Here is a 19,752-nt window from a genome sequence, read left to right as displayed (position 1 = left end):
TGCTTGAGCACCGAGGCGTAGTCGAGGCCGACGCCGTTCTCCCCGCCGAAGTAGGCAATGATCGCGCGTCTTCGGGTTCACCGACACCAGCGAGGACCGCAGGTTGCCGGGCTGGCCGTCCATGACCTTCTGGACGGCCGTCGCCGCGTCCTCCTGGGCCTTCGGGTCGATCGTCGTGGTGACCGTCAGACCCTGGGTGTTGATCTCGGTCTCGGAGATCCCGAGCTTCCTCCAGCTCGGCCCGGCCGCGTTGTAGATGTGGCCCTTGTCGTCGCCGGGGATGCCGCCGCCCTCGGCCGCGGAGGCCTCGCGCCACTGCGGGAACTTCTGCTGCGCCCGGTCGGCCTGGGTCATCCAGCCCTGGGAGACCATGCCGTCGAGCACGAAGTTCCACCGCTGCTGGGACATCTCGAGGTTCTTCGCCGGGTCCCAGCGCGACGGCGACTGGATCAGCCGGCGATCATCGCGCCCTCGGAGGCGTTCAGGTCCTGGACGTTCTTCCCGAAGTACGCCTGGCTGGCGGCCTGGATGCCGTAGGCGCCGCGACCCAGGTAGATCGCGTTCAGGTAGTTGCCGAGGATCTGCTCCTTGGTCATCTCCTTGGACATCTTCGCGGCCAGCACGACCTCGCGGAACTTGCGGAACAGCGAGTACTGGTCGTTGCCGGTGGTCACCTTGATGTACTGCTGGGTGATCGTCGAGCCGCCGCCGATCCCGCCGCGGACAGCTGGTTGATCACCGCCCGCGCGATGCCGGTGATGTCGAAGCCGGGGTTGGAGAAGAACGTGCGGTCCTCGGCGGACAGCACGGCCTGCTGGACCGGCACCGGCACCTGGGACAGGTCGACGCTGGTCCGGTTGACGTTGTCCGGCCGGACGGTCGCCAGCGGGGCGCCGTCGGTGTAGGTGAAGGTCGCGACCTGGGTGACGGCGATGTCGTCGGCCTTGGGGACCGGGAACACCAGCCAGCCGATCGCGAACGCGACCAGCGGGCCGATCACCGCGAACGCGGCGAGCCCGATCACCCAGCGCCGGAGCCGGCGACGACGGCCGGGCTTCTTCCGCCCGTCACCGCCGTCCCCGGGACCGCGACCGTCGGGACGACCGGGCGGGCGGGCGGGCGGCCGCCACCGCCGCCACGACGGGCGGCCGTGGCCGGTGCCGCCGCGGCCGCCGCGGCACCGCGGGCCGGCGGACGGCCGGTGCGCTGCGGGGCGGCCGTGCGCGGACCGGCCTGGGCGGGCCGGACGACGGGGTCGAAGTGGCCGACCCCGGAGTCGTCGTGGGTCAGCAGCGGCGGAGGGGACTGGGGACCGGGCGCGGCGGCGGCCCGCGGGTGCGGGACGGCCGCCCACCGGTGGACGACCGGGGGGCGGGGGCATCGGGGGACGGGGGCCCACGCCCGGTCGGGGTGCCGGCGGGGGCATCGGGGGACGGGACCGCGGAGGACCGGGGGGCGGGGGCGGCGGCGGGGTGCGCCGGGGGTCACGCTCGTCGTTCACCGGGCGGCTCCGTGGGATGCGGTGGACCGGATCCGCAGTGGCCCGGGCCGGGGGTGCCCGGGGCGGAGGGGATCCGGCAGCGGACCGCGCGGTGCGCGCGGTCCGGGTGGTCGTGCTCGTCGGGCAGGGCGCCATCGGACTCAGCCACCCGCACTCCGCCGGCCGCGGCGGGGGCGGCCGGTGCCGAGGACGAACGAGCGGACCAGGTGGTTCCAGCGGCACTCGGTGCACACCTCGACGACGTGCACGGAGAAGTCGGCGACCTGCGCCGCGAGCTGCTCGAGGTCCGCCGCGGAGCGGGCCGAGCCGGAGACGTGGCGCAGGCTCTCGCCGAACACCCACGAGACCTGGGCGAGCTCGTCGTGCCGGCAGACCGACCGGACAGGCCGACCGGCGGCCGTGCCGTGGAAGCGCGCGGCGCGGAGCAGGTAGGCACCCGCATCGCACACCTCCTCACGGCCGACCCGGCCGGCCCCGGACATCGGCCAGCAGAGCACGGCGCTGCAGGGCGTAGTCCACCACCTGTCGCGGGCTGAGCACCCGACCAGGGTACGGGACGGACCCGCGGACCCATCGCCGTCCCGCACGGGCCCCTGCGGGCACGACCGTTCCGTGCCTGGTCGGGGCACTCGTCCGGTCCGTGACCGCCTGTGATGACGATCATGGAGGGGACGGATCGATGTATCGGACCGATAGGATGACCGGTCGGCGGTCCGCACGGAGGAGGTCGCGATGCTGGACTTCGCGGTCCTCGGCCTGCTCCAGGACGGTCCGCTGCACGGGTACGAGCTGCGCAAGCAGCTCGGCCGCAGGCTCGGCGGCTTCCGCGCGTTCTCCTACGGCTCGTTGTACCCGGCCCTGCGCCGGCTGCTCCGGGCCGGGTCGATCGCCGAGACCACCGACGAGGCGGGTGATCAGTACGGACGCGCTCCGGGACGGCTGCGACGGGGCAGGCGGGTCTACCGCATCACCCCGGCGGGCCGGGACCGGTTCGCGGCCATGCTCGCCGAGGCCGGCCCCCAGGCGTGGGAGGACGGAAGCTTCGACGTGCACCTGGCGTTCTTCGCGCGGACACCGGCGGAGACCAGGATCCGGATCCTGGAGGGCCGCAGACGGGCCGTCGAGGAACGCCGGGACGGTCTGCGCACCGCGCTCGGCAGGCCCTGCGAGGGGGTCGACCGCTACACCCGCGAGCTGCACCGGCTCGGGCTGGAGTGCTCCGAGCGCGAGGTGTGCTGGCTGAACGAGCTGATCGCGACCGAACGGGCCGAGCAGGGCGCCGCGGACGGCCGCGACGAGAGGACCTTCCCCGGCGGCGGGCCATCCCGGCCCGCGACCGGCGGGGTACGACAGGACGAGACAACAGGAGGAGCCTGACATGAGCCAGGTTCGGGTGGCGGTCGTCGGCGTGGGCAACTGCGCGGCGTCGCTGGTCCAGGGGGTTCACTACTACGCGGACGCCGATCCGTCGGCCCAGGTCCCGGCCTGATGCACGTCGACTTCGGCGGGTACCACGTCCGGGACGTGACCTTCGTGGCCGCGTTCGACGTCGACGCGAAGAAGGTCGGTCAGGATCTCGCCGACGCGATCTCGGCCAGCGAGAACAACACGGTCAAGATCGCGGACGTGCCGCCGCTCGGGGTGACCGTGCAGCGCGGTCCGACCCTCGACGGTCTCGGCCGCTTCTACCGGAGACCATCACCGAGGCCGACGGCGAGCCCGTCGACGTCGTGCAGGTGCTGCGCGACACCGGGGCCGACGTGCTGGTGTCCTACCTGCCGGTGGGCAGCGAGGACGCCGACCGGTTCTACGCGCAGGCCGCGCTGGACGCGGGCGTCGCGTTCGTCAACGCGCTGCCGGTCTTCATCGCCTCGGACCCGGAGTGGGCGGAGAAGTTCCGCGCCGCCGGCGTCCCGATCGTCGGCGACGACATCAAGTCCCAGGTCGGCGCGACCATCACCCACCGGGTGCTGGCGAAGCTGTTCGAGGACCGCGGCGTGCAGCTGGACCGCACGATGCAGCTCAACGTGGGCGGGAACATGGACTTCCTGAACATGAAGGAGCTCGAGCGGCTGGAGTCCAAGAAGGTCTCCAAGACCCAGGCCGTCACCTCGCAGGTGGACCGGGACATGGGCAAGGGCAACGTGCACATCGGCCCGTCGGACTACGTGTCCTGGCTGGACGACCGCAAGTGGGCCTACGTCCGGCTCGAGGGCCGCGCGTTCGGTGACGTCCCGCTGAACCTGGAGTACAAGCTCGAGGTCTGGGACTCCCGAACTCCGCGGGCATCATCATCGACGCGGTGCGGGCGGCCAAGATCGCCAAGGACCGCGGCATCGGCGGACGATCCTGTCGGCGTCGAGCTACTTCATGAAGTCGCCGCCGGAGCAGTACCGCGACTCCGAGGCGCGCGACAAGGTCGAGGCGTTCATCCGGGGCGAGATCGACAACTGATCCGTTTCTCGGTACAACGGCCCGGGGACGACCGCGCAGGTCATCCCCGGGCCGTTGCCGTACCGGAGACGTTCCGGAAGACGACATTACCGATCCGGAATGTTCTCGTTATTCGTCGTGAGCGCAGTCATGCAATGAATGTGCTCTGCGTCATTATCCGAGCGATATCTGTTCGTAATGTGCGGTCCGGCTTGTGCGACCACCGCCCATCCGGGGTGAGGGGTGCAGGGTCACCGCCGGGCGACGACGCGGGCGGGTCGTGAGTGCCGTCCGGTCCCCACCGGAACTCCCCCTTCGTACCGGCGCCCACGGGTCCCGCCCCGACCGCTCCTCCGGTGGTGCAACATCCCGAGGACCCCACCGTGCCCCAGCGTCATTCCGCTCCGGCGCTCCGCGTCGCCGTCGTGGCCACCACCGCCGCCGCGGCCGCAGTTCTGTCCGTGCTCCCCGCCGCCACCGCGGCCCCCACGGACGCCGCCGCCTCCGCGGCACCCGTCGCGGAGACCGTGACCCGTGACGTCGCGCCGGCCGCGAACGTCCTGCCGGCGCTCGGCGCGAACCCGCCGCGCTGTCGGTCTCCTCCGCGGCGCAGGCCGCGGCCCCGGCCGCGCAGGCCGCCGCCGCGCGCAGCGGCGCGATGTCGACCGCGATGGCCCAGCTCGGCAAGCCCTACCGCTGGGGCGCCACCGGCCCGAGCGCGTTCGACTGCTCCGGCCTGGTCCGCTACGCCTTCGCGAAGGCCGGCAAGGACCTGCCCCGCACCAGCCGGGCCCAGGCCCAGGTGGGCACCCCGGTGTCGAAGTCGAACCTGAAGCCCGGTGACTGGTCTTCTTCTACAGCCCGGTCAGCCACGTCGGCATCTACATCGGCGGCGGCCAGATCGTGCACGCCTCCACCAGCGGCCAGCCGGTGAAGATCTCCGACATCGACCGGATGCCGTTCAACTCGGCCCGCCGGGTCTGAGAGAAGCTTGCGGAACGAAGCTCAGCTCTGAGCGCGCACGCTCCCGGTACGACCGCCCCGTCCTCGCGCAGGACGGGGCCGGTCGTCGTAGGTTCACCGGGTGACCGCTCCCCGCCGCCCGCTCGCCCTGATCACCGGTGCCTCCCAGGGCATCGGCGCCGCCACCGCCAGGCTGCTCGCACCGCGCTACGACCTGGTCCCTGGGCGGCCGGACGAGAAGCGGCTGGAGACCCTGGCCGGCGAGCTGACCGAGGCGGGCCCGGTCGCGGTCCGCACCGTGGCGGTGGAGCTCACCGACGACGACGCGCTGGCCACGGCCCTCGACGGCATCGACGGCTCGACGCGCTGGTCCACTCGCCGGGGTCGGGGAGCTGGGCACCGTCGCGGAGACCAGCGCGCAGACCTGGCGCCACCAGTTCGACGTCAACGTCGTCGCGGTCGCCGAGGCGACCCGCTGCTGCTGTGCCCGCACTGCGCGCGGCGGGTGCCGACACCGGCGCCGACGTCGTGCTCGTCAACTCCGGCTCCGGGCTCACCGCCCGCGCGGGCTGGGGGTCCTACGCGGCGAGCAAGTTCGCGCTGCGCGCGTTCGGCGACGCCCTGCGCGCCGAGGAGTCCGGGCACGGCATCCGGGTCACCTCCGTGGCACCGGGCCGGGTGGACACCGCGATGCAGGAGCGGGTCGTCGCCCACGAGGGCGGGGAGTACGACGGCTCGCGGTTCCTGCGCCGGAGTCGGTCGGTGGCCGCGATCCGGACGCGCTGACGCGACCCGCGACGCCCACCTCACCGACATCGTGGTCCGCCCAGGGCTGACCCGCGCCGGATCACACGGGGCCGGTCCCGCCGCCACCGCGCGCGTGCAGCTCCGCCAGGGCCGCCTCCACCGGCGGTGCGGCGGCGACGGCGTCGCGGACGACGGCCAGGATCGACCGCACCGGGGTCGGCCGACACGACCGGCACCGCACACGTCCCGGCGGGGAGGTGGGCGGCCCCGAGGCGCGGCAGCACGGTGAGCCGATCCCGGCGGCGACGAAGGCGAGCGCGGTCGGGTAGTCGTGCGCCTCGACGTGGAACGGCGGCCGGAACCCCGCCGCCGTGCACGCCTCGACGAGGTTGCGGCGGCACCAGCCGCGGGCGAAGTCGTTGTCCACCCAGCGCTCGCAGGCCAGCTCGGCGAGCTCGACCTCGTCCCGGCCGGCGAGCGGGTGCCCCACGGGCAGGACCGCCACGTAGGGGTGGAGAGCAGCGGGGTCACCGAGAAGCCGGGCCAGGCCGCGAAAGTCCGGCCGTTCGACGGGCTCCCGATCTGCACGTCGGCGCGGTCGGCGGGTCGTCGGGCAGCCACTCCGCAGCCGCAGGTCCAGCCGGGACGCCCGGGAAGTCGACGGTCAGCCGGGCGACAACGCGGGCAGCGGCCAGCGCCGAGCCCACCGAGGCGAAGTAAGGCCACCGACAGGGTGCGGTCCGCCCGGCCCGCAGGTCGGCGGACGACCGCCTCGGCTCCCCGATCCGGGAAAGGACCAGATCGCCTGCTCGGCCGCCGTGACCGGCCGCGGTGGCACGCAGGCCGCGCCCGGCCCGTTCGAACAGGGTCAGCCCGGTCTCCCGCGCGAGGTGGTGACTTTACAGTGCGGCTGACCGCCCGACGGCGTCGTAGCCAGGTTCTGCCGCGGCCTGGGACCGAGCCGCTGGCGACGAGGACCGGAAACACGCGCAGGCGGTGGTGTCGAGCACGATTCGACAGTACAGCGGCACTGCAATCCAGGAGAAAGGAATCATCGCTGGTGCTGAAGTATCCGGAGCGCCAAGGCTGGTCCCAGAACCGCTCGACCGTGCTCTCCCGGCGCTCGCCGCGTCGGTCACCGTGGTGTTGATGGGCGTCGGCCTTCGTCGGCATCCGTTGCCCGTCGGGCACGAGCTCTCCCCGGGCACGCTCGCCGCGGGCCGGATGCCTGGTCGGGGCGTCACCTCGTGGCGCGAATCCTCACGTGGTGCGGGGCGGCGCGACGCGCCCCGGGCCCGCCGACATCCGCGTCGGACGCCTGCTGGGGTCGGTGGCGCTCAGGGGACGGCCTCCGTGCGGGGCTCGTCCTTGCTCATCCCGCGGTGCCGGGTGAGCGCCTCGGTGATCTGGACACCCACCGGGACGACCGGGTTCAGCGACGAGAGCGGGTCCTGGAAGACCATCCCGATGTCGCGGCCGCGCCGCTCGCGCAGCTCGGCGTCGGACAGGGTGAGCAGGTCGACGGACTCGTCCCCGGAGGAGAACAGCACCGAGCCGCCCACCCGGGGGGTGCGGCCCGGCAGCAGCCCCATGATCGCCAGGGAGGTCACGGACTTGCCGCAGCCGGACTCGCCGACCAGGCCGACGACCTCGCCGGGGCGGACGTCGAACGACACCCCGTCGACGGCGACGACGTCGGCCTCACCCCGCCGCACGAAGCGCACGGACAGGTCCTGGACCTGCAACAACGGGTTCATCGGAGGTGTGGTCATCGCCGGCCTTTCGGGTCGATGGCCTCGCGCAGCGACTCGCCGAGCAGCGTGAACCCGAGCGCGACGACGATGATCGCGATCGCCGGGTAGACCGCCAGCCCGGGCCGGACGTCGAGGTAGGGCTGCGCGGAGGCGAGCATCAGGCCCCACTCGGCGCGGGCCGGGTCGGCGTCGCCGAGGCCGAGGAAGGACAGCGCGGCCGCGTCGAGGATCGCCGTCGCCAGGGTCAGCGTGGCCTGCACGATCACCGGGCCGATCGCGTTGGGCAGCATGTGCCGCAGCACGACCGCCCGTCGCCTCACGCCGAGCGCGGTGGCCGCGAGGACGTGGTCGGAGTCGCGCTGGGCGAGCATCGACCCGCGCAGCAGCCGCGCGAAGATCGGCACGTTCACCAGCGCGACGGCGATGATGACCGTCGTCTGGCTGGGCCGGGCGGCCAGCGCCGCGACCGAGATCGCGAGCAGCAGCGACGGGATCGACAGCAGCACGTCGGTGACGCGCATGAGGACGGTGTCGATCCAGCCGCCGAACGCGCCGGCGAGCACACCGATGACCAGGCCAGCCGCGAGCCCGAACACGGTCGCGAGCACGCCGACGAGCAGGGTCTGGCGCGACGCCAGGATCATCCGGGAGAACTCGTCGCGGCCGTTCTGGTCGCTGCCGAGCAGGAAGCCGGGCTGCGGCCCGGGGATCGAGCCGGGGCGCAGCTGGTCGAGCAGCTGCGGGAACGCCTGGGCCGGGTCGTGCGGGGCCAGCAGCGGCGCGAACACCGAGACCAGCACGAACAGCCCGATGATCACCGCCCCGACGATCGCGGTGGGGCTGCGGCGCAGCCGGCGCAGCGCGTCCGCGGACAGGCTGCGGCCGGCGGTGTCGTCGATCCGGTCCTTCCGCCGCTGCGCCCAGGTGGTCGGTGCGCTCATCGCAGCCTCACCCTCGGGTCGATCACGGCGTAGGACAGGTCGACGAGCAGGTTGACCAGCACGTAGATCAGCGCGCCGAGCAGCACCACGGCCTGCAGCCGCGGGTAGTCGCGGCGCTCGATGCCCTCGGCGATCAGGGTGCCGATGCCGGGCCGGTTGAACACCTTCTCGGTCAGCACCGCGCCGGCGAGGAGCAGGCCGGTCTGCAGGCCGATCGTCGTGGAGACCGGCAGCAGCGCGTTGCGCAGGACGTGCCGGCCGCGGACGGTGCCCGGCGCGAGGCCCTTGGCGTTGGCGGTGCGGACGAAGTCGGACTCCAGCACGTCGAGCACCGACGCCCGGGTGATCCGCACGATGACGGCGAGCGGGATCGTCGCCAGCGTGACGGCCGGCAGCACGAGGTGCAGCAGCGAGTCCCAGCTGGCGTCGAACTCGCGGGTCAGCAGGCCGTCGAGGGTGGGGAAGCCGGTGACCGAGGTGGCGTCGATGCCGGTCGACTGCAGCCCGGACGGCGGGAACAGGCCGAGGTCGACGGCCAGGAACTGCTTGAGCACGTAGCCGAGGAAGAACACCGGTACGGCGACGCCGACCAGCGTCCCGACGATGGTCAGGTTGTCCCAGATCCCGCCGCGGTGGCGGGCGGCGAGGTAGCCGAGCGGGATCCCGAGGGCGACGGCGAGCAGCAGCGCCGACAGGGACAGCTCGATCGTCCCCGGCAGCGCCCGGCCGAGCTCGGTGATCACCGGGTCGCCGGTGACGAGGGAGGCGCCGAAGTCGCCGGTCAGCGCCCGGCCGAGGTAGTGCAGGTACTGGATCGGGATGGGCTGGTCCAGGCCCAGTGTCTTGTTCAGTGCCGCGATCGACTCCGGGGTCGCCTTGTCTCCGAGCAGCGCACCGGCCGGTCCGCCGGGCAGCGACCGCAGCCAGGCGAACAACAGGACGGACAGGATGAGCAGCGTCGGGACGACCTGGAGCAGGCGGCGCGCGACGAAGCGCAGCATGCGTGGATGTCCTCAGTGGTGGGAGGCGGGACACGCGACCGGGCGCCGCGGGATCTCCGCGGCGCCCGGGGCACGGTCAGTTCTTGCTGACGGAGACGAAGCGCTCGTCGGTCAGCGGCGACGGGATCACGCCCTGCACGTTCGGTCCGACGACGATCGCCGGGCCGGTGGTCAGGATCGGCACGGCCGGCAGGTACTTGGCCATGATGTCCTTGTTCGCCTGCTGGTACGCGGCGGCGTGACCGGCCGGGTCCGGGATGGCGTCGGCCTTGGCCAGCTCGGCGAACATCGCCGGGTCCTGCGCCCCGAACTCGGCCTTCTCCCGGCCGAAGAACGTGCCGACGAAGTTGCCGGCGTCGTTGTAGTCACCGGTCCAGCCGAGCATGTGCAGGTCGTGCTTGCCGGCCTTCTGGACGTCGTCCTTGTAGCCGCCGTTCCACGGCCGCGCGACCGGGTTGACCGTGATGCCGACGGCCTTCAGGTTCGCCGACATCGCCGAGAACAGGTCCGCCGGGTTCGGCATGTAGGGCCGGGTGATCTCGGTCGGGTAGTAGAAGTTCAGCGTCAGGTTCTGCGCGCCGGCCTCGGCGAGCAGCTGCTTGGCCTTCTCCGGGTCGTACGGGTACTGGGTGACGTCGTCGGCGTAGCCCGCGACGGTCGGCGGCACGAACTCCTTCGCGACGGCGGAGCCCTCCGGCATCTTGGTGCGGACCAGCGACTCGCGGTCGATCGCGTAGGCGAGCGCCTGGCGGACCCGCAGGTCCTTGAGCTTCGGGTTGTTCTTGGTGTTGATGCCCATGTAGAGCAGCGAGAACGGCTGGCGGATCAGCACCTGGTCGCCCTGGTCCTTCAGGGTCTGGTAGTCCGCCGGGGACGGGTAGTCGTAGCCGTCGATGGTGCCGGCGGCCAGCTCCTGCTTGCGGGCGTTCTCGTCCGGGATGATCTTGAAGATGAGCCGGTCGAGCTTGGCCTTCTCGCCCCAGTACTGGTCGTTGCGGACCAGGGTGATCGTGTTGTTCGCCTTGTCGAAGCTCTCGAACTTGAACGGCCCGGTGCCCGTCGGGTGCTCGTTCGCGTAGGCGGGGTAGGTGAAGGAGTCACCGCTCTGGGTGACGGCGTCGGCGTCGTACTGCTTGAGCGCCGCCGGGCTGGAGATCGAGAACGACGTGAGGCCGAAGGCGGCCGGGAACGCGCCCTTGAACTTGTTCAGCGCCAGGACGGCGGTGTTCGGGCTCTGCGCCGTGCAGGACTTGTAGAGCGGGGTACCCGAGGCGTCGCCCTCGTTCTTGGCGAAGCCCTCGAAGACGTCGCCGTAGTAGATCATCTGGCTCTGCGCCGCGGCGCCCTTCATGTTGAACCAGCGGTCGAAGTTCGCGCAGACCGCGGTCGCGTCGAGCGGCGTGCCGTCGTGGAACGTGACGCCCTCGCGGAGGGTGAACGTCCAGGTCTTGCCGTCCGGGGTGGACTTCCACTCGGTGGCCAGGCCGGGCTCGAGCTCGGTGGTCCCGGGCTTGTAGGTGATCAGCGTGTCGAACATCTGCCGGGCCGGGCGGAAGCTCTCGCCGTCGTCGTTGAAGATCGGGTCGAAGTTCTTCGGCGCACCCGCGGCGCCGAACACGAACGTCCCCCGGCGGCGTCGCCACCCGCTCCGCGCTCCGAGCTCGCGCAGGCGGTCATGCCCACTGCGAGCACGCCCGCCATGACCGCCGTCATCCACCGTCTGCGCATTCCGGTCCCCTCGTCGGCAGAGGCGTCCACCCGATGTGTGCGTGAGGACACCTGATGACGGGGAAACCTATAGCGGTCCGTTACCAACCGGTAGACCCTTGCGTCACGATAGTGCTACGAACTGGTACGCACGTCCCGTTCGTCCGGGCCGTCGTCGACGGCCGACCGGTGCGCGTCCCGGTGGGCCGACACCGCGGCCCGCGAGGCGTCCTCGTCGAGCGCGGCGGCCCGGACCTCGTCGAAGACCTCGCGGTAGGTGCGCAGGTCGGCGGGCGACTCCAGGAACGACTCCCCCGCGTGCCCCTCGGTGTGGACGACGTCGGGGCCGAGCTCGTCGGGGACGGTCAGGATCGCGAAGCGGCCGGCGTGCGCCCGCTGCGGCCCGGCGCCGAACGGGAGCACGCGCAGCGTCACGTCGGGCAGGCCCGACAGCGTGAGCAGCCGGTCGAGCTGCTCGGCCATCACCGCGGGGCCGCCGGTCGCGCGGGTGAGTACGGCCTCGTCGACGACGGCGTCGAGCACCAGCGGCGGCGTCGCGGTGAGCGCCTCGTGGCGACGTCCGCGCAGCCGCACGAGCTGGTCGATCTCCCAGTCCGGGCGCCCCGGGAGCCGGGCACGCAGCGCGGCGTGCGCGTAGGCGGGCGTCTGGAGCAGCCCGTGCAGCACGGTCAGGTCGAACGCGGCGACGGCGGTCGCGTCGGACTCGGCGGCGGCGTAGCGCCCCGGCGACGGCAGGAAGTGCGGGTCGCTGCGCAGGCCCTCGGTGAACGGCTCCCACCAGCCGCGGGTGCGGCTCTCGGTGACCAGCCGCTCGAGCATCTCCGCCTCGACCCCGGCGACCCCGCCGTAGACCTCGACCAGCGCGGCGACGTCGGCCGGGCGCGGCACCCCCTTGCCGTTCTCCAGCCTGCTGATCTTCGACGTCGAGCAGCCCACGCCGCCCGCGGCGTCCTCCAGCTTCAGACCGGCGTTGACGCGCAGCCTGCGCAGCTCGGCACCCAGCCGTCGTCGCGCGCCGGTCGGCTCCTGCTCCACCTCGCGCCCCCTCCGTGGCCCCGCCGTGCAATCTACAGTTCTGTGCAATTCCCTGTGCCTGCAATTGCACGGAGGCGCATCGTCGTGCATCCTGGAGTCACCCGGACGTGACGGCAGACACACCGACCGTGGCGACCGGGGACCACGGACCGACCGCGACACACGAAGGGAGATTGACATGATCCGCAGGACGCAGGTGCCGCACACAGGCACGCACCACAGCGCCCGTACCGGGCGGTGGTCGCCGTGATCGCGCTGGTGGCGGTGGCCCTGGCGGGGCTGGCCACGCTGGTCGTCTCGGCGATCGTGATCGGGGTGACCGACCGGCGCCAGAGCGAGGCGTGGCGCAGGATCGCCGAGCAGCGACGCCGGGAGTGGGAGCGCAGGCAGCGCCAGCTCCACGGCCGGCCGCACCACGTGGACGCGTGGGGCGACGAGGATTCCGACTGACACCACTGTCGGGACCCACCAGGAAGGACGGCGCAGCGGCGGGGGGTTGCTGCGCCGGGTGGCCGGTCACGACCGGGGCGACGCGCCCGGGGCGGACCGGCCCGTTCTGTGTCCGGGGCCTAGATGTGATGCCCAGCCAGGTTGTTCAACCTGGTGATGGGTGTGGCCTTTCCGATTGCCGAGTGGGGCCTGTGGTGGTTGTAGTCGTGGACCCATGCTGGCAGAGCCGCGAGTCGGGCTGACTCGGAGTTGTAGAGCTTCTTGAAGGCCCAGCCCTCGGCCAGGGTCCTGTGGAAGCGCTCGATCTTCCCGTTCGTCTGCGGCCGGTAGGGCCGTGTCTTTTTCGGGGTGATGCCCAGCTCGGCACAGGTGTCGCGCCAGAGATGAGACTTGTAGCAGCCGCCGTTGTCGCTGAGCACGCGTTTGACCGTGACACCGCGGCAGGCGAACCAGGCGACCGCGTTACGCAGGACCGCGGCCGCGGTCTGCTTGGTCTCGTCCTCGTGTGCTTCGACATAGGCGACTCGAGAGTGATCGTCGATGACGGTGTGCAGGTAGCAGGTGCCCAGCAGAGGCTGGTGGTACCGACTCCTGGGCAGACCGGTTCGTGTCGAGGTCACCGCACGGTTCTTCTCGCCTTGTCGACGACCGACGTAGCGCCATCCGCCTCCGTCGGGGACCTTGCCGAGCTTCTTGACATCGACGTGGATCAAGTCGCCGGGCGCCTCGTGCTCGTAGCGGCGGATCGGCTCGCCAGTAGCCCGGTCGATGTGGGTGAGCCGGTTGATGCGACAGCGCACGAGCACGGCGTGCACGGTCGAGGACGCCATGTCGAGCCGGTCGCCGATCTCGACCGGTCCCAGGCGCTGCTTCCAGCGCAGGTGCACGATCTTGCGGACCACCGGCGCCGGCGTGCGGTTCGGCTGGTGACGGGGGGCCGAGGACCGGTCGTGCATCCCGGCCGGGCCTTCATCGCGGTAGCGCTGGGCCCACTTGTTCGCAGTCCGCCACGAGACGTCGTAGCGCTCGGCGGCGCGGGCCACAGACCAGCCTAGATCGACGACCAAGCGAGCGAGTCGGAGTCGGGCACGACAGGTGAGCGCGGCATTGGAGTGGGTAGCGTGGGACACGAAGGCCTCCTGGGTGCGGAGCGGTTCCTCGACAGCTCCACTCCACACCCGGGAGGCCTTCGCCCATCTACAGATCAGACCGTGTCGTCACACGATCTCGACCAACGTGCCTGGGCATCACACCTAGAGGGCCCGCCGGCCGGCGAGCGCGCGGCCGAGGGTCATCTCGTCGGCGAACTCCAGGTCGCCGCCCATCGGCAGGCCGGACGCGAGCCGCGTGACGCTCAGGCCCGGGAAGTCGCGCAGCAGCCGGACCAGGTAGGTCGCGGTCGCCTCGCCCTCGGTGTTGGGGTCGGTCGCGATGATGACCTCGGAGATCTCGGTCTCGTCGGTCGCCGGACCGGTGCCGCCGAGGCGGGCGAGCAGCTCGCGGATCCGCAGCGTGTCCGGGCCGATCCCGGCCAGCGGGTCGAGCGCGCCGCCGAGCACGTGGTAGCGCCCCTTGAACTCCCGGGTCCGCTCGACGGCCAGGACGTCCTTGGGCTCCTCGACCACGCACACCAGCGTCGGGTCGCGTCGCGCGTCGGAGCAGTAGCGGCAGCGGGTGTCCGACGCGACGTTGCCGCACACGTCGCAGAACGCGACGCCCTGCTTGAGCGTCTGCAGGACCTCCTGGAGCCGGTTGATGTCGGCCGGGTCCGCGGCGAGCAGGTGGAACGCGATGCGCTGGGCGCTCTTCGGACCGACCCCGGGCAGGCGTCCCAGCTCGTCGATCAGGTCCTGGACCGGTCCTTCGAACACCTCAGGCGCCCGGGAGGCCCAGGCCGCCCATGTCGAGACCGCCGGCGAGCGGACCCATCTTCTCCTGCTGCAGCTCCTGCGCACGGCGGACTGCGTCGGCGAGCGCGCCGGCGACGAGGTCCTGCAGGGTCTCGACGTCCTCCGGGTCCACGACCTTCGGGTCGATCCGCACCGAGCGCGGCTCCAGCCCCGCGGTGACGGTGACCTCGACCAGCCCGTTCCCGCCTGGCCGGTGACCTCGGCGGTCGCGAGCTCGGCCTGGGCCTGCTGGAGCTGCTGCTGCATCTTCTGGGCCTGCTGCAGGATCATCTGCATGTCGGGCTGACCGGGTTGCACGCGTACCCCTCGCTGTCGGGTCCGGCTCGCGCGATCGGGGGCTTCCCCGGCGCGACCGGCGCGGACGTGTCCTTCTCCCAGGGTAGACGTGTCAGGCTGACCGACCGTGCGCGCCCTGATCCGTTCCGCCACAGCCGTCCCCCCGGCCGTCGTCGCGCTGCTGTGCGCCGGCTGCGGCGTAGCGGCACCGGCCCCGCCCTCGGTCGACGCGACCCCGGTGCCGGCCGCGACGACCCGCTCGCTGCCCACCACCCCGGCGCCGGTCCCCGCCCCCGTCGTGCTGCTCGACCCCGGGCACAACGGCGGCAACGCCGCGGACCCGGCCGCGGTGAACCGGCCGGTCCCCGACGGGCGCGGCGGGACCAAACCGTGCAACACGACCGGCACGTCCACGAACGCCGGCTACGCCGAGCACACCTTCACCTGGGACCTGGCCGGGCGGGTGCGGTCCCGGCTGGAGGCCGCCGGTGTGCGGGTGGTGCTCACCCGTCCCGACGACGACGGCGTCGGCCCCTGCGTCGACGCCCGCGGGGCGGCGGGCGGCCGGGCCGGTGCGGCGCTGGCCGTGTCGCTGCACGCGGACGGCGCGGCGGCCTCGGCCCGCGGGTTCCACGTCGCCTACGCCGAGCCCGCGGTGCACGGGACCGGACCGGCGTCACTGCGCCTGGCCACCGGGCTGCGGGACGCGCTGCGCTCGGCCGGGTTCGCCCCGGCCGGCTACATCGGCCGCGACGGGCTCGACGGCCGTGAGGACCTGGCCGGCCTGAACACCTCGACCGTGCCGACCGCGCTGGTGGAGGCGGGCAACATGCGCAACGCCGGCGACGCCGCCGTGCTCACCGACCCAGCCGGGCGGGACCGGATCGCGGCGGCGGTGGCCACGGCGGTGCTGGCGCAGCTGCGCCGCTGACCACCCGCGACCCGGCCACCCCGCCCGGGCCGGGAGTCAGCGCGGGTCGATCGCGCGTGCCCCCAGGTGCGAGGTGAGGATCTCCAGCGCGGCGGCCTCGGGGTCGCGACGGGCACCCGGTGACGCCGCCTCGGCCGCGGCCTCGGCGAGCATGTCCTCCTCCTCGGCGGCCTGGTTCCGTACCGGGGCGGGTCGTGCACCCGGACCGTCGCCCCCCTGCGGTCCGGCATCACGAGGGTCCGGCGGTGCGTCCTCCGGCGGCGGCTCCGGCGGCAGCGGGACGTCGGAGTCCCCCGCGGGACGGCGGGTGGGCCGCCCGCCCTGCTCGCGCTGCGGGGCGTCGCGCTGGGAGGGGCGCTGCGGCACCGCCCGCTGCGCGCGTTCCGGTGTGGCGGCGCGACGCGCGGTCGCGGCCTCCCCGGTGTCGCAGTGGACCCGCCACTGGACCCCGAGGACGGCGCGCAGCGCATCGGCGATCACGTCGGTGTTGCGCGCCTCGGACAGCCGGCGGGCCAGCGGCGGGGCGCCGATCGCGAGGACCAGGGTGTCGCCGTCGACCGCCCGGACGGTGGCGTTGACCAGCAGCGCCTCGGTGCTGCGGCTGCGCTGGCGGACGGCGGCGAGGATCTCCGGCCAGACCCGGCGGACCGCCGTCGCGTCCAGCGACGACGCCGACGACACCGGCTGCGCCGACTCCGGCGGTACGGCGTCGGCGGGGGCGCCGTCGCGGGGCGGGGCGGGGCGACGGGGTGCGGCCTCCTGCGCGGCGGGCTCCTCGGCCCCGCCCGCTCCCGGCCCGTCCGCCCGGCGACCGTCCGCCGGCCGGCCCTCTGCGGCCGGACCGTCCGCACCCGGGCCGTCTGCTCCCGGGCCGTGCGCCCGGGCCGGGCCGGCGGCCGCCTCGGAGGGCGCACCGGGGCCCGCGGTCGCCGGAGCGCGTTCCGCGGAACGCTCCGCGCCGGACTCCGCCTCCGTCGTCGCGCTCCCCTGTCCGCGTGGTCCGGTCGCCCCGTCGGCGTGGGGTGCCGGGGCGCCCGTCGGCCGGTTCCCGGCCTCCGCGGACGTGGGGCCACGCCCGGAGGCCTCACCGCCCCGGCCCTGGGCGTCGCCGCCCCGGTCCTGGGGGCCGCTGTGCCGGTCCGCGCCGGGAGCCGCGGGCGGGGCGGCTGCGGTGGCCGTGGCACGGCCGTCGTCGTCGCGTTCCGCGGAACGCGCCGCGCCCGCCTCCGGCCGGGTCCCCGCGGGCTTCGGGGCTGCGGGTGCCGGGGGTGCGGCGTCCGGTGCGGGCTCGGCGGGCCGCGACGGTGCCGGGGCGGGCACGGCCATCGGGGCCCCGGCCTCGCGTTCCGCGGAACGCGACGGTGCGCCGCCGGCCGGCTCCGAGCCGGCCGGGCGCTCGCTGGGCCGCACGAACCGCTTGGCGGCGCCGCCGTCGTCGGACGGGCCGGCGGGGTCGGGCGCGATCGCGTTGCGCCGCTCGATGCGCTCCAGACGTTCGAGCAGCCCGCCGTCGGAGGTCGTGGCCGCCGGGAGCAGCATCCGCGAGACCAGCAGCTCCAGCAGCAGCCGTGGGGCGGTCGCCCCGCGCATCTCGATCAGGCCCTGGTGCAGGATCTCGCCGTAGCGGGTGAGGGTGGCCGGTCCGAGCCGGGCGGCCTGGTCGGCCATCCGGGACAGCTCGTCCGCGGCGCCGTCGACCAGGCCCTGCTCCGCGGCGTCCGGCACGGCCTGCACGAGCATCAGGTCGCGGAAGCGCTGCAGCAGGTCCGAGGCGAAGCGGCGGGGGTCGTGCCCGGCCTCGACGAGCCGGTCCACCGCGCCGTAGACGGCCGCGCCGTCGGCCGCGGCGAGCGCGTCGACGGTGTCGTCGATCAGGCCGGAGTCGGTCACCCCGAGCAACGCGACCGCGCGCTCGTAGGTGACACCCTGCGGCCCGGCGCCGGCGAGCAGCTGGTCCAGCACCGACAGCGTGTCGCGGGCCGAGCCGCCCCCGGCCCGGATGACCAGCGGGAACACCGGCGGCGCGACGGTCACCTGCTCCTCGCCGCAGATCTTCTCCAGCAGCGCGCGCATCGTGCCGGGCGGGATCAGCCGGAACGGGTAGTGGTGGGTCCGCGACCGGATCGTCGGGAGCACCTTCTCCGGCTCCGTCGTCGCGAAGACGAAGACCAGGTGCTCCGGGGGCTCCTCGACGATCTTGAGCAGCGCGTTGAAGCCCTGGGTGGTGACCATGTGCGCCTCGTCGACGACGAACACGCGGTAGCGCGACTCGGCCGGCGCGTAGAACGCGCGGTCACGCAGCTCGCGCGCGTCCTCGACACCACCGTGGGACGCCGCGTCGAGCTCGACGACGTCGATGCTGCCCGACCCCTCGGGGGCGAGCGCGATGCACGAGTTGCAGACGCCGCACGGGTCCGGGGTCGGCCCCTGCTCGCAGTTCAGCGAGCGCGCCAGGATGCGGGCCGAGGACGTCTTGCCGCAGCCCCGCGGCCCCGAGAACAGGTACGCGTGGTTGATCCGCCCCGCGGTGAGGGCGGTGGCCAGGGGCTCGGTGACGTGCTCCTGCCCCACGACGTCGGCCAGCTTGGCCGGGCGGTACTTGCGGTACAGAGCCAGAGCCACGAGGGGAAGGCTACCCAGGGGGTCCGACACTTCGGGGACCCGCTCGGAGACAGAAGGGGACCCCGCGCACCCGCCACCGCCAGAGCCTGTTGACCCTTGCTGCCTTCCGGCCCTGGGGGAGTTCACAGGATGGACGCTGCACGGGGTCCACGGACAGTGTGCCACGGACGGCGCCGTCGGGCGGCGAGGGGGCCGCGTCGGATCGCCGAGGGCGTCGCGTAACCTCTTTCGCGGAGGATTCGCCTAGTGGCCTAGGGCGCACGCTTGGAAAGCGTGTTGGGAGCAATCCCTCACGGGTTCAAATCCCGTATCCTCCGCCAGCAGGAAGGCGGAACGCCGGGCACACCCTCGCGGGTGGCCCGGCGTTCGGCGTTCAGTCTCATTTCCAGCCTCACCCGGCATCCGGCCGGCCCCGGATCAGGCCGCCCACACGCTGGGCGACGTCGCTGCGCACGACCCCGGTGATGTGCTGGTAGCGGGGGGCCATCGCGGTCGTCGACCAGCCCATCAGGCCCATGACCGCGCTCTCCGGGACGCCGAGGATCAGCAGCACCGTCGCGGCCATGTGGCGGGCGTCGCGCAGGCGATCGTCACGGCCCCCGGCGTCGCGCAGGAGCTCCTTCCCATGATGGTGGTCGGTGTTCGGGTTGAGCGGTTCGCCGCGTTCGTCGGTGAATACGTAGCCGGAGTCCTGCCAGAGCTGCGCGGCCGTGTCGCGCTCGCGGTCCTGCTCCTCGCAGTGGGACTCCAGGAGCGCGACCGGTTCGTCCGGGAGGCCGATGGCGCGGCGTCCGGCGCGCGACGTCGTCTCGTCGGTCTCCGGCCGGTCCGCGAGCCGCTTCGGGCGGTAGCCGGCGCACCGCGTCACCGCCGAGCAGGCCCGGGCTCCACAGGGTCGCCCCACACCTTGCTACCGATCTCATGATCCTGGACCCCGGTCGGACGCGAGCTGTGCAAGCCTGCTCACCGACGGGCTGTCCGATGATCACGACCCACCCTCGGCGACGACTCGACGTCGACGCTCCGCGCCTCGACCGTGGTGCACCACGCGGTCGGCATGCTGGCGAGTCACCAGCAGACCGGCTGCTGTCACGCGCTGGAACTCCTTCGCCGATACGCCCGGATCGTCCAGCGCAGCCTGGAGTACGCGGCGGACGACACCCATGACCGTCGGACCGCTCTGGACGCCATCACCGAGCGGGCAGGGCGAGGCAGGCAGAGTGGGGATCCCCGCTCGGCCGTGATCGTGCAGATGGTTCCCCGCGATGCGGCCTGACATGCTCCGGTCATGGGATTCCGCGATCAGCCCGCCTACATCATCAAGATGCGTGCCAAGCGGGGAAGGGTGATCGGCTGTTCGAATTGGCGACAGCTGGGATGGAGAAGTCCGATTCGTCTGATCGATTCACCATTCTCCGCGAAGATGACGATCCGGACGTGCTGTGGAACGTCGAGGTGTT

The 19,752-nt window shown here is 73.1% G+C and carries 14 protein-coding genes, 1 tRNA gene, 1 other RNA gene and 7 pseudogenes; 7 read left to right on the top strand and 16 right to left on the bottom strand.

Translation table 11 applies throughout. The annotated features are described in order from the left end of the window. The 4 genes and pseudogenes from KPL60_RS33360 to KPL60_RS33350 form a co-directional block, all read right to left on the bottom strand. Positions 1–408: pseudogene (locus KPL60_RS33360) on the bottom strand (hypothetical protein); the annotation flags it as partial. Between the two features lie 41 nt (positions 409–449). After that, on the bottom strand, positions 450–674 hold the full coding sequence (locus KPL60_RS34220) for a biosynthetic peptidoglycan transglycosylase (protein ID WP_308016898.1): 225 nt from the start codon (positions 672–674) through the stop codon (positions 450–452). Continuing rightward, on the bottom strand, positions 671–1,024 hold the full coding sequence (locus KPL60_RS35035) for a transglycosylase domain-containing protein (protein ID WP_308016897.1): 354 nt from the start codon (positions 1,022–1,024) through the stop codon (positions 671–673). The genes KPL60_RS34220 and KPL60_RS35035 overlap by 4 nt, the downstream gene beginning before the upstream one ends. A 617-nt stretch (positions 1,025–1,641) precedes the next feature. Continuing rightward, positions 1,642–2,041: pseudogene (locus KPL60_RS33350) on the bottom strand (DUF5318 family protein). Between the two features lie 192 nt (positions 2,042–2,233). Here KPL60_RS33350 and KPL60_RS33345 point away from each other — a divergent pair. The 4 genes and pseudogenes from KPL60_RS33345 (at position 2,234) to KPL60_RS35030 (ending at position 5,683) form a co-directional block, all read left to right on the top strand. Further along, entirely contained in the window at positions 2,234–2,878 is a 645-nt protein-coding gene (locus tag KPL60_RS33345; protein WP_226354439.1) for a PadR family transcriptional regulator, read from the top strand. Position 2,879: 1 nt separating this feature from the next. Next, positions 2,880–3,955 (top strand): annotated as a pseudogene (locus tag KPL60_RS33340) (inositol-3-phosphate synthase). Positions 3,956–4,592: 637 nt separating this feature from the next. Further along, positions 4,593–4,918, top strand: a pseudogene (locus KPL60_RS33335) (C40 family peptidase). A gap of 27 nt (positions 4,919–4,945) precedes the next feature. Further along, complete coding sequence (locus tag KPL60_RS35030) at positions 4,946–5,683, top strand: SDR family NAD(P)-dependent oxidoreductase (RefSeq protein WP_226368295.1); 738 nt, start codon at positions 4,946–4,948, stop codon at positions 5,681–5,683. 61 nt (positions 5,684–5,744) lie between these two features. Here KPL60_RS35030 and KPL60_RS33325 read toward each other — a convergent pair whose 3' ends face one another. From KPL60_RS33325 to KPL60_RS33300, 6 genes and pseudogenes are all read right to left on the bottom strand, one after another. Then, positions 5,745–6,149 carry a LysR substrate-binding domain-containing protein gene (locus KPL60_RS33325; protein WP_308016896.1) on the bottom strand — a complete coding sequence of 135 codons (405 nt, stop codon included), beginning with the start codon at positions 6,147–6,149 and terminating at the stop codon, positions 5,745–5,747. Between the two features lie 838 nt (positions 6,150–6,987). Beyond that, a pseudogene (locus KPL60_RS33320) lies at positions 6,988–7,401 on the bottom strand (ATP-binding cassette domain-containing protein); the annotation flags it as partial. A gap of 11 nt (positions 7,402–7,412) precedes the next feature. Then, complete coding sequence (locus tag KPL60_RS33315) at positions 7,413–8,339, bottom strand: ABC transporter permease (RefSeq protein ID WP_226354752.1); 927 nt, start codon at positions 8,337–8,339, stop codon at positions 7,413–7,415. Beyond that, positions 8,336–9,340, bottom strand: a complete 1,005-nt coding sequence (locus KPL60_RS33310) for an ABC transporter permease (protein WP_062399555.1) — start codon at positions 9,338–9,340, stop codon at positions 8,336–8,338. The genes KPL60_RS33315 and KPL60_RS33310 overlap by 4 nt, the downstream gene beginning before the upstream one ends. Positions 9,341–9,416: 76 nt before the next feature. After that, a pseudogene (locus tag KPL60_RS33305) lies at positions 9,417–11,017 on the bottom strand (ABC transporter substrate-binding protein). A gap of 165 nt (positions 11,018–11,182) precedes the next feature. Then, positions 11,183–12,103: a helix-turn-helix transcriptional regulator gene (locus tag KPL60_RS33300; protein ID WP_226354750.1), complete on the bottom strand. Its 921-nt coding sequence runs from the start codon at positions 12,101–12,103 to the stop codon at positions 11,183–11,185. 246 nt (positions 12,104–12,349) lie between these two features. Here KPL60_RS33300 and KPL60_RS33295 point away from each other — a divergent pair, with 246 nt between their 5' ends. Continuing rightward, the gene (locus KPL60_RS33295; protein WP_226354749.1) at positions 12,350–12,553 is read left to right on the top strand and encodes a hypothetical protein; all 204 of its coding nucleotides are present in this window, start codon (positions 12,350–12,352) and stop codon (positions 12,551–12,553) included. Between the two features lie 119 nt (positions 12,554–12,672). Here the strand turns inward: KPL60_RS33295 and KPL60_RS33290 are convergent, their stop codons facing one another. The 3 genes and pseudogenes from KPL60_RS33290 to KPL60_RS33280 form a co-directional block, all read right to left on the bottom strand. Continuing rightward, entirely contained in the window at positions 12,673–13,683 is a 1,011-nt protein-coding gene (locus tag KPL60_RS33290) for an IS481 family transposase (RefSeq protein ID WP_226364751.1), read from the bottom strand. Between the two features lie 123 nt (positions 13,684–13,806). Then, complete coding sequence (recR, locus tag KPL60_RS33285; RefSeq protein WP_226364752.1) at positions 13,807–14,424, bottom strand: recombination mediator RecR; 618 nt, start codon at positions 14,422–14,424, stop codon at positions 13,807–13,809. A gap of 1 nt (position 14,425) precedes the next feature. Continuing rightward, a pseudogene (locus KPL60_RS33280) lies at positions 14,426–14,739 on the bottom strand (YbaB/EbfC family nucleoid-associated protein). A gap of 127 nt (positions 14,740–14,866) precedes the next feature. On the opposite strand from KPL60_RS33280, the gene KPL60_RS33275 reads away from it, so the two are divergent. Next, on the top strand, positions 14,867–15,670 hold the full coding sequence (locus KPL60_RS33275; RefSeq protein ID WP_226364753.1) for an N-acetylmuramoyl-L-alanine amidase: 804 nt from the start codon (positions 14,867–14,869) through the stop codon (positions 15,668–15,670). A gap of 36 nt (positions 15,671–15,706) precedes the next feature. Here KPL60_RS33275 and KPL60_RS33270 read toward each other — a convergent pair whose 3' ends face one another. Next, positions 15,707–18,292, bottom strand: coding sequence for a DNA polymerase III subunit gamma and tau (locus KPL60_RS33270; RefSeq protein WP_308016624.1), 2,586 nt, complete (start codon positions 18,290–18,292; stop codon positions 15,707–15,709). 51 nt (positions 18,293–18,343) lie between these two features. Further along, positions 18,344–18,444: signal recognition particle sRNA small type (gene ffs / locus KPL60_RS33265), an RNA gene on the bottom strand. 80 nt (positions 18,445–18,524) lie between these two features. On the opposite strand from ffs, the gene KPL60_RS33260 reads away from it, so the two are divergent. After that, a tRNA-Ser gene (locus tag KPL60_RS33260) sits at positions 18,525–18,612 on the top strand. Between the two features lie 71 nt (positions 18,613–18,683). Here KPL60_RS33260 and KPL60_RS33255 read toward each other — a convergent pair. Beyond that, complete coding sequence (locus KPL60_RS33255; RefSeq protein ID WP_226364754.1) at positions 18,684–19,160, bottom strand: tyrosine-type recombinase/integrase; 477 nt, start codon at positions 19,158–19,160, stop codon at positions 18,684–18,686. Positions 19,161–19,752: the final 592 nt, after the last annotated feature.

Source organism: Pseudonocardia sp. ICBG162 (genome assembly GCF_020496225.1).
GTDB classification, from domain to species: Bacteria; Actinomycetota; Actinomycetes; order Mycobacteriales; family Pseudonocardiaceae; genus Pseudonocardia; species Pseudonocardia alni.
The sequence above is the reverse complement of the archived record's forward strand: the minus strand, read 5'-3'. Positions and strand labels throughout refer to the sequence as shown.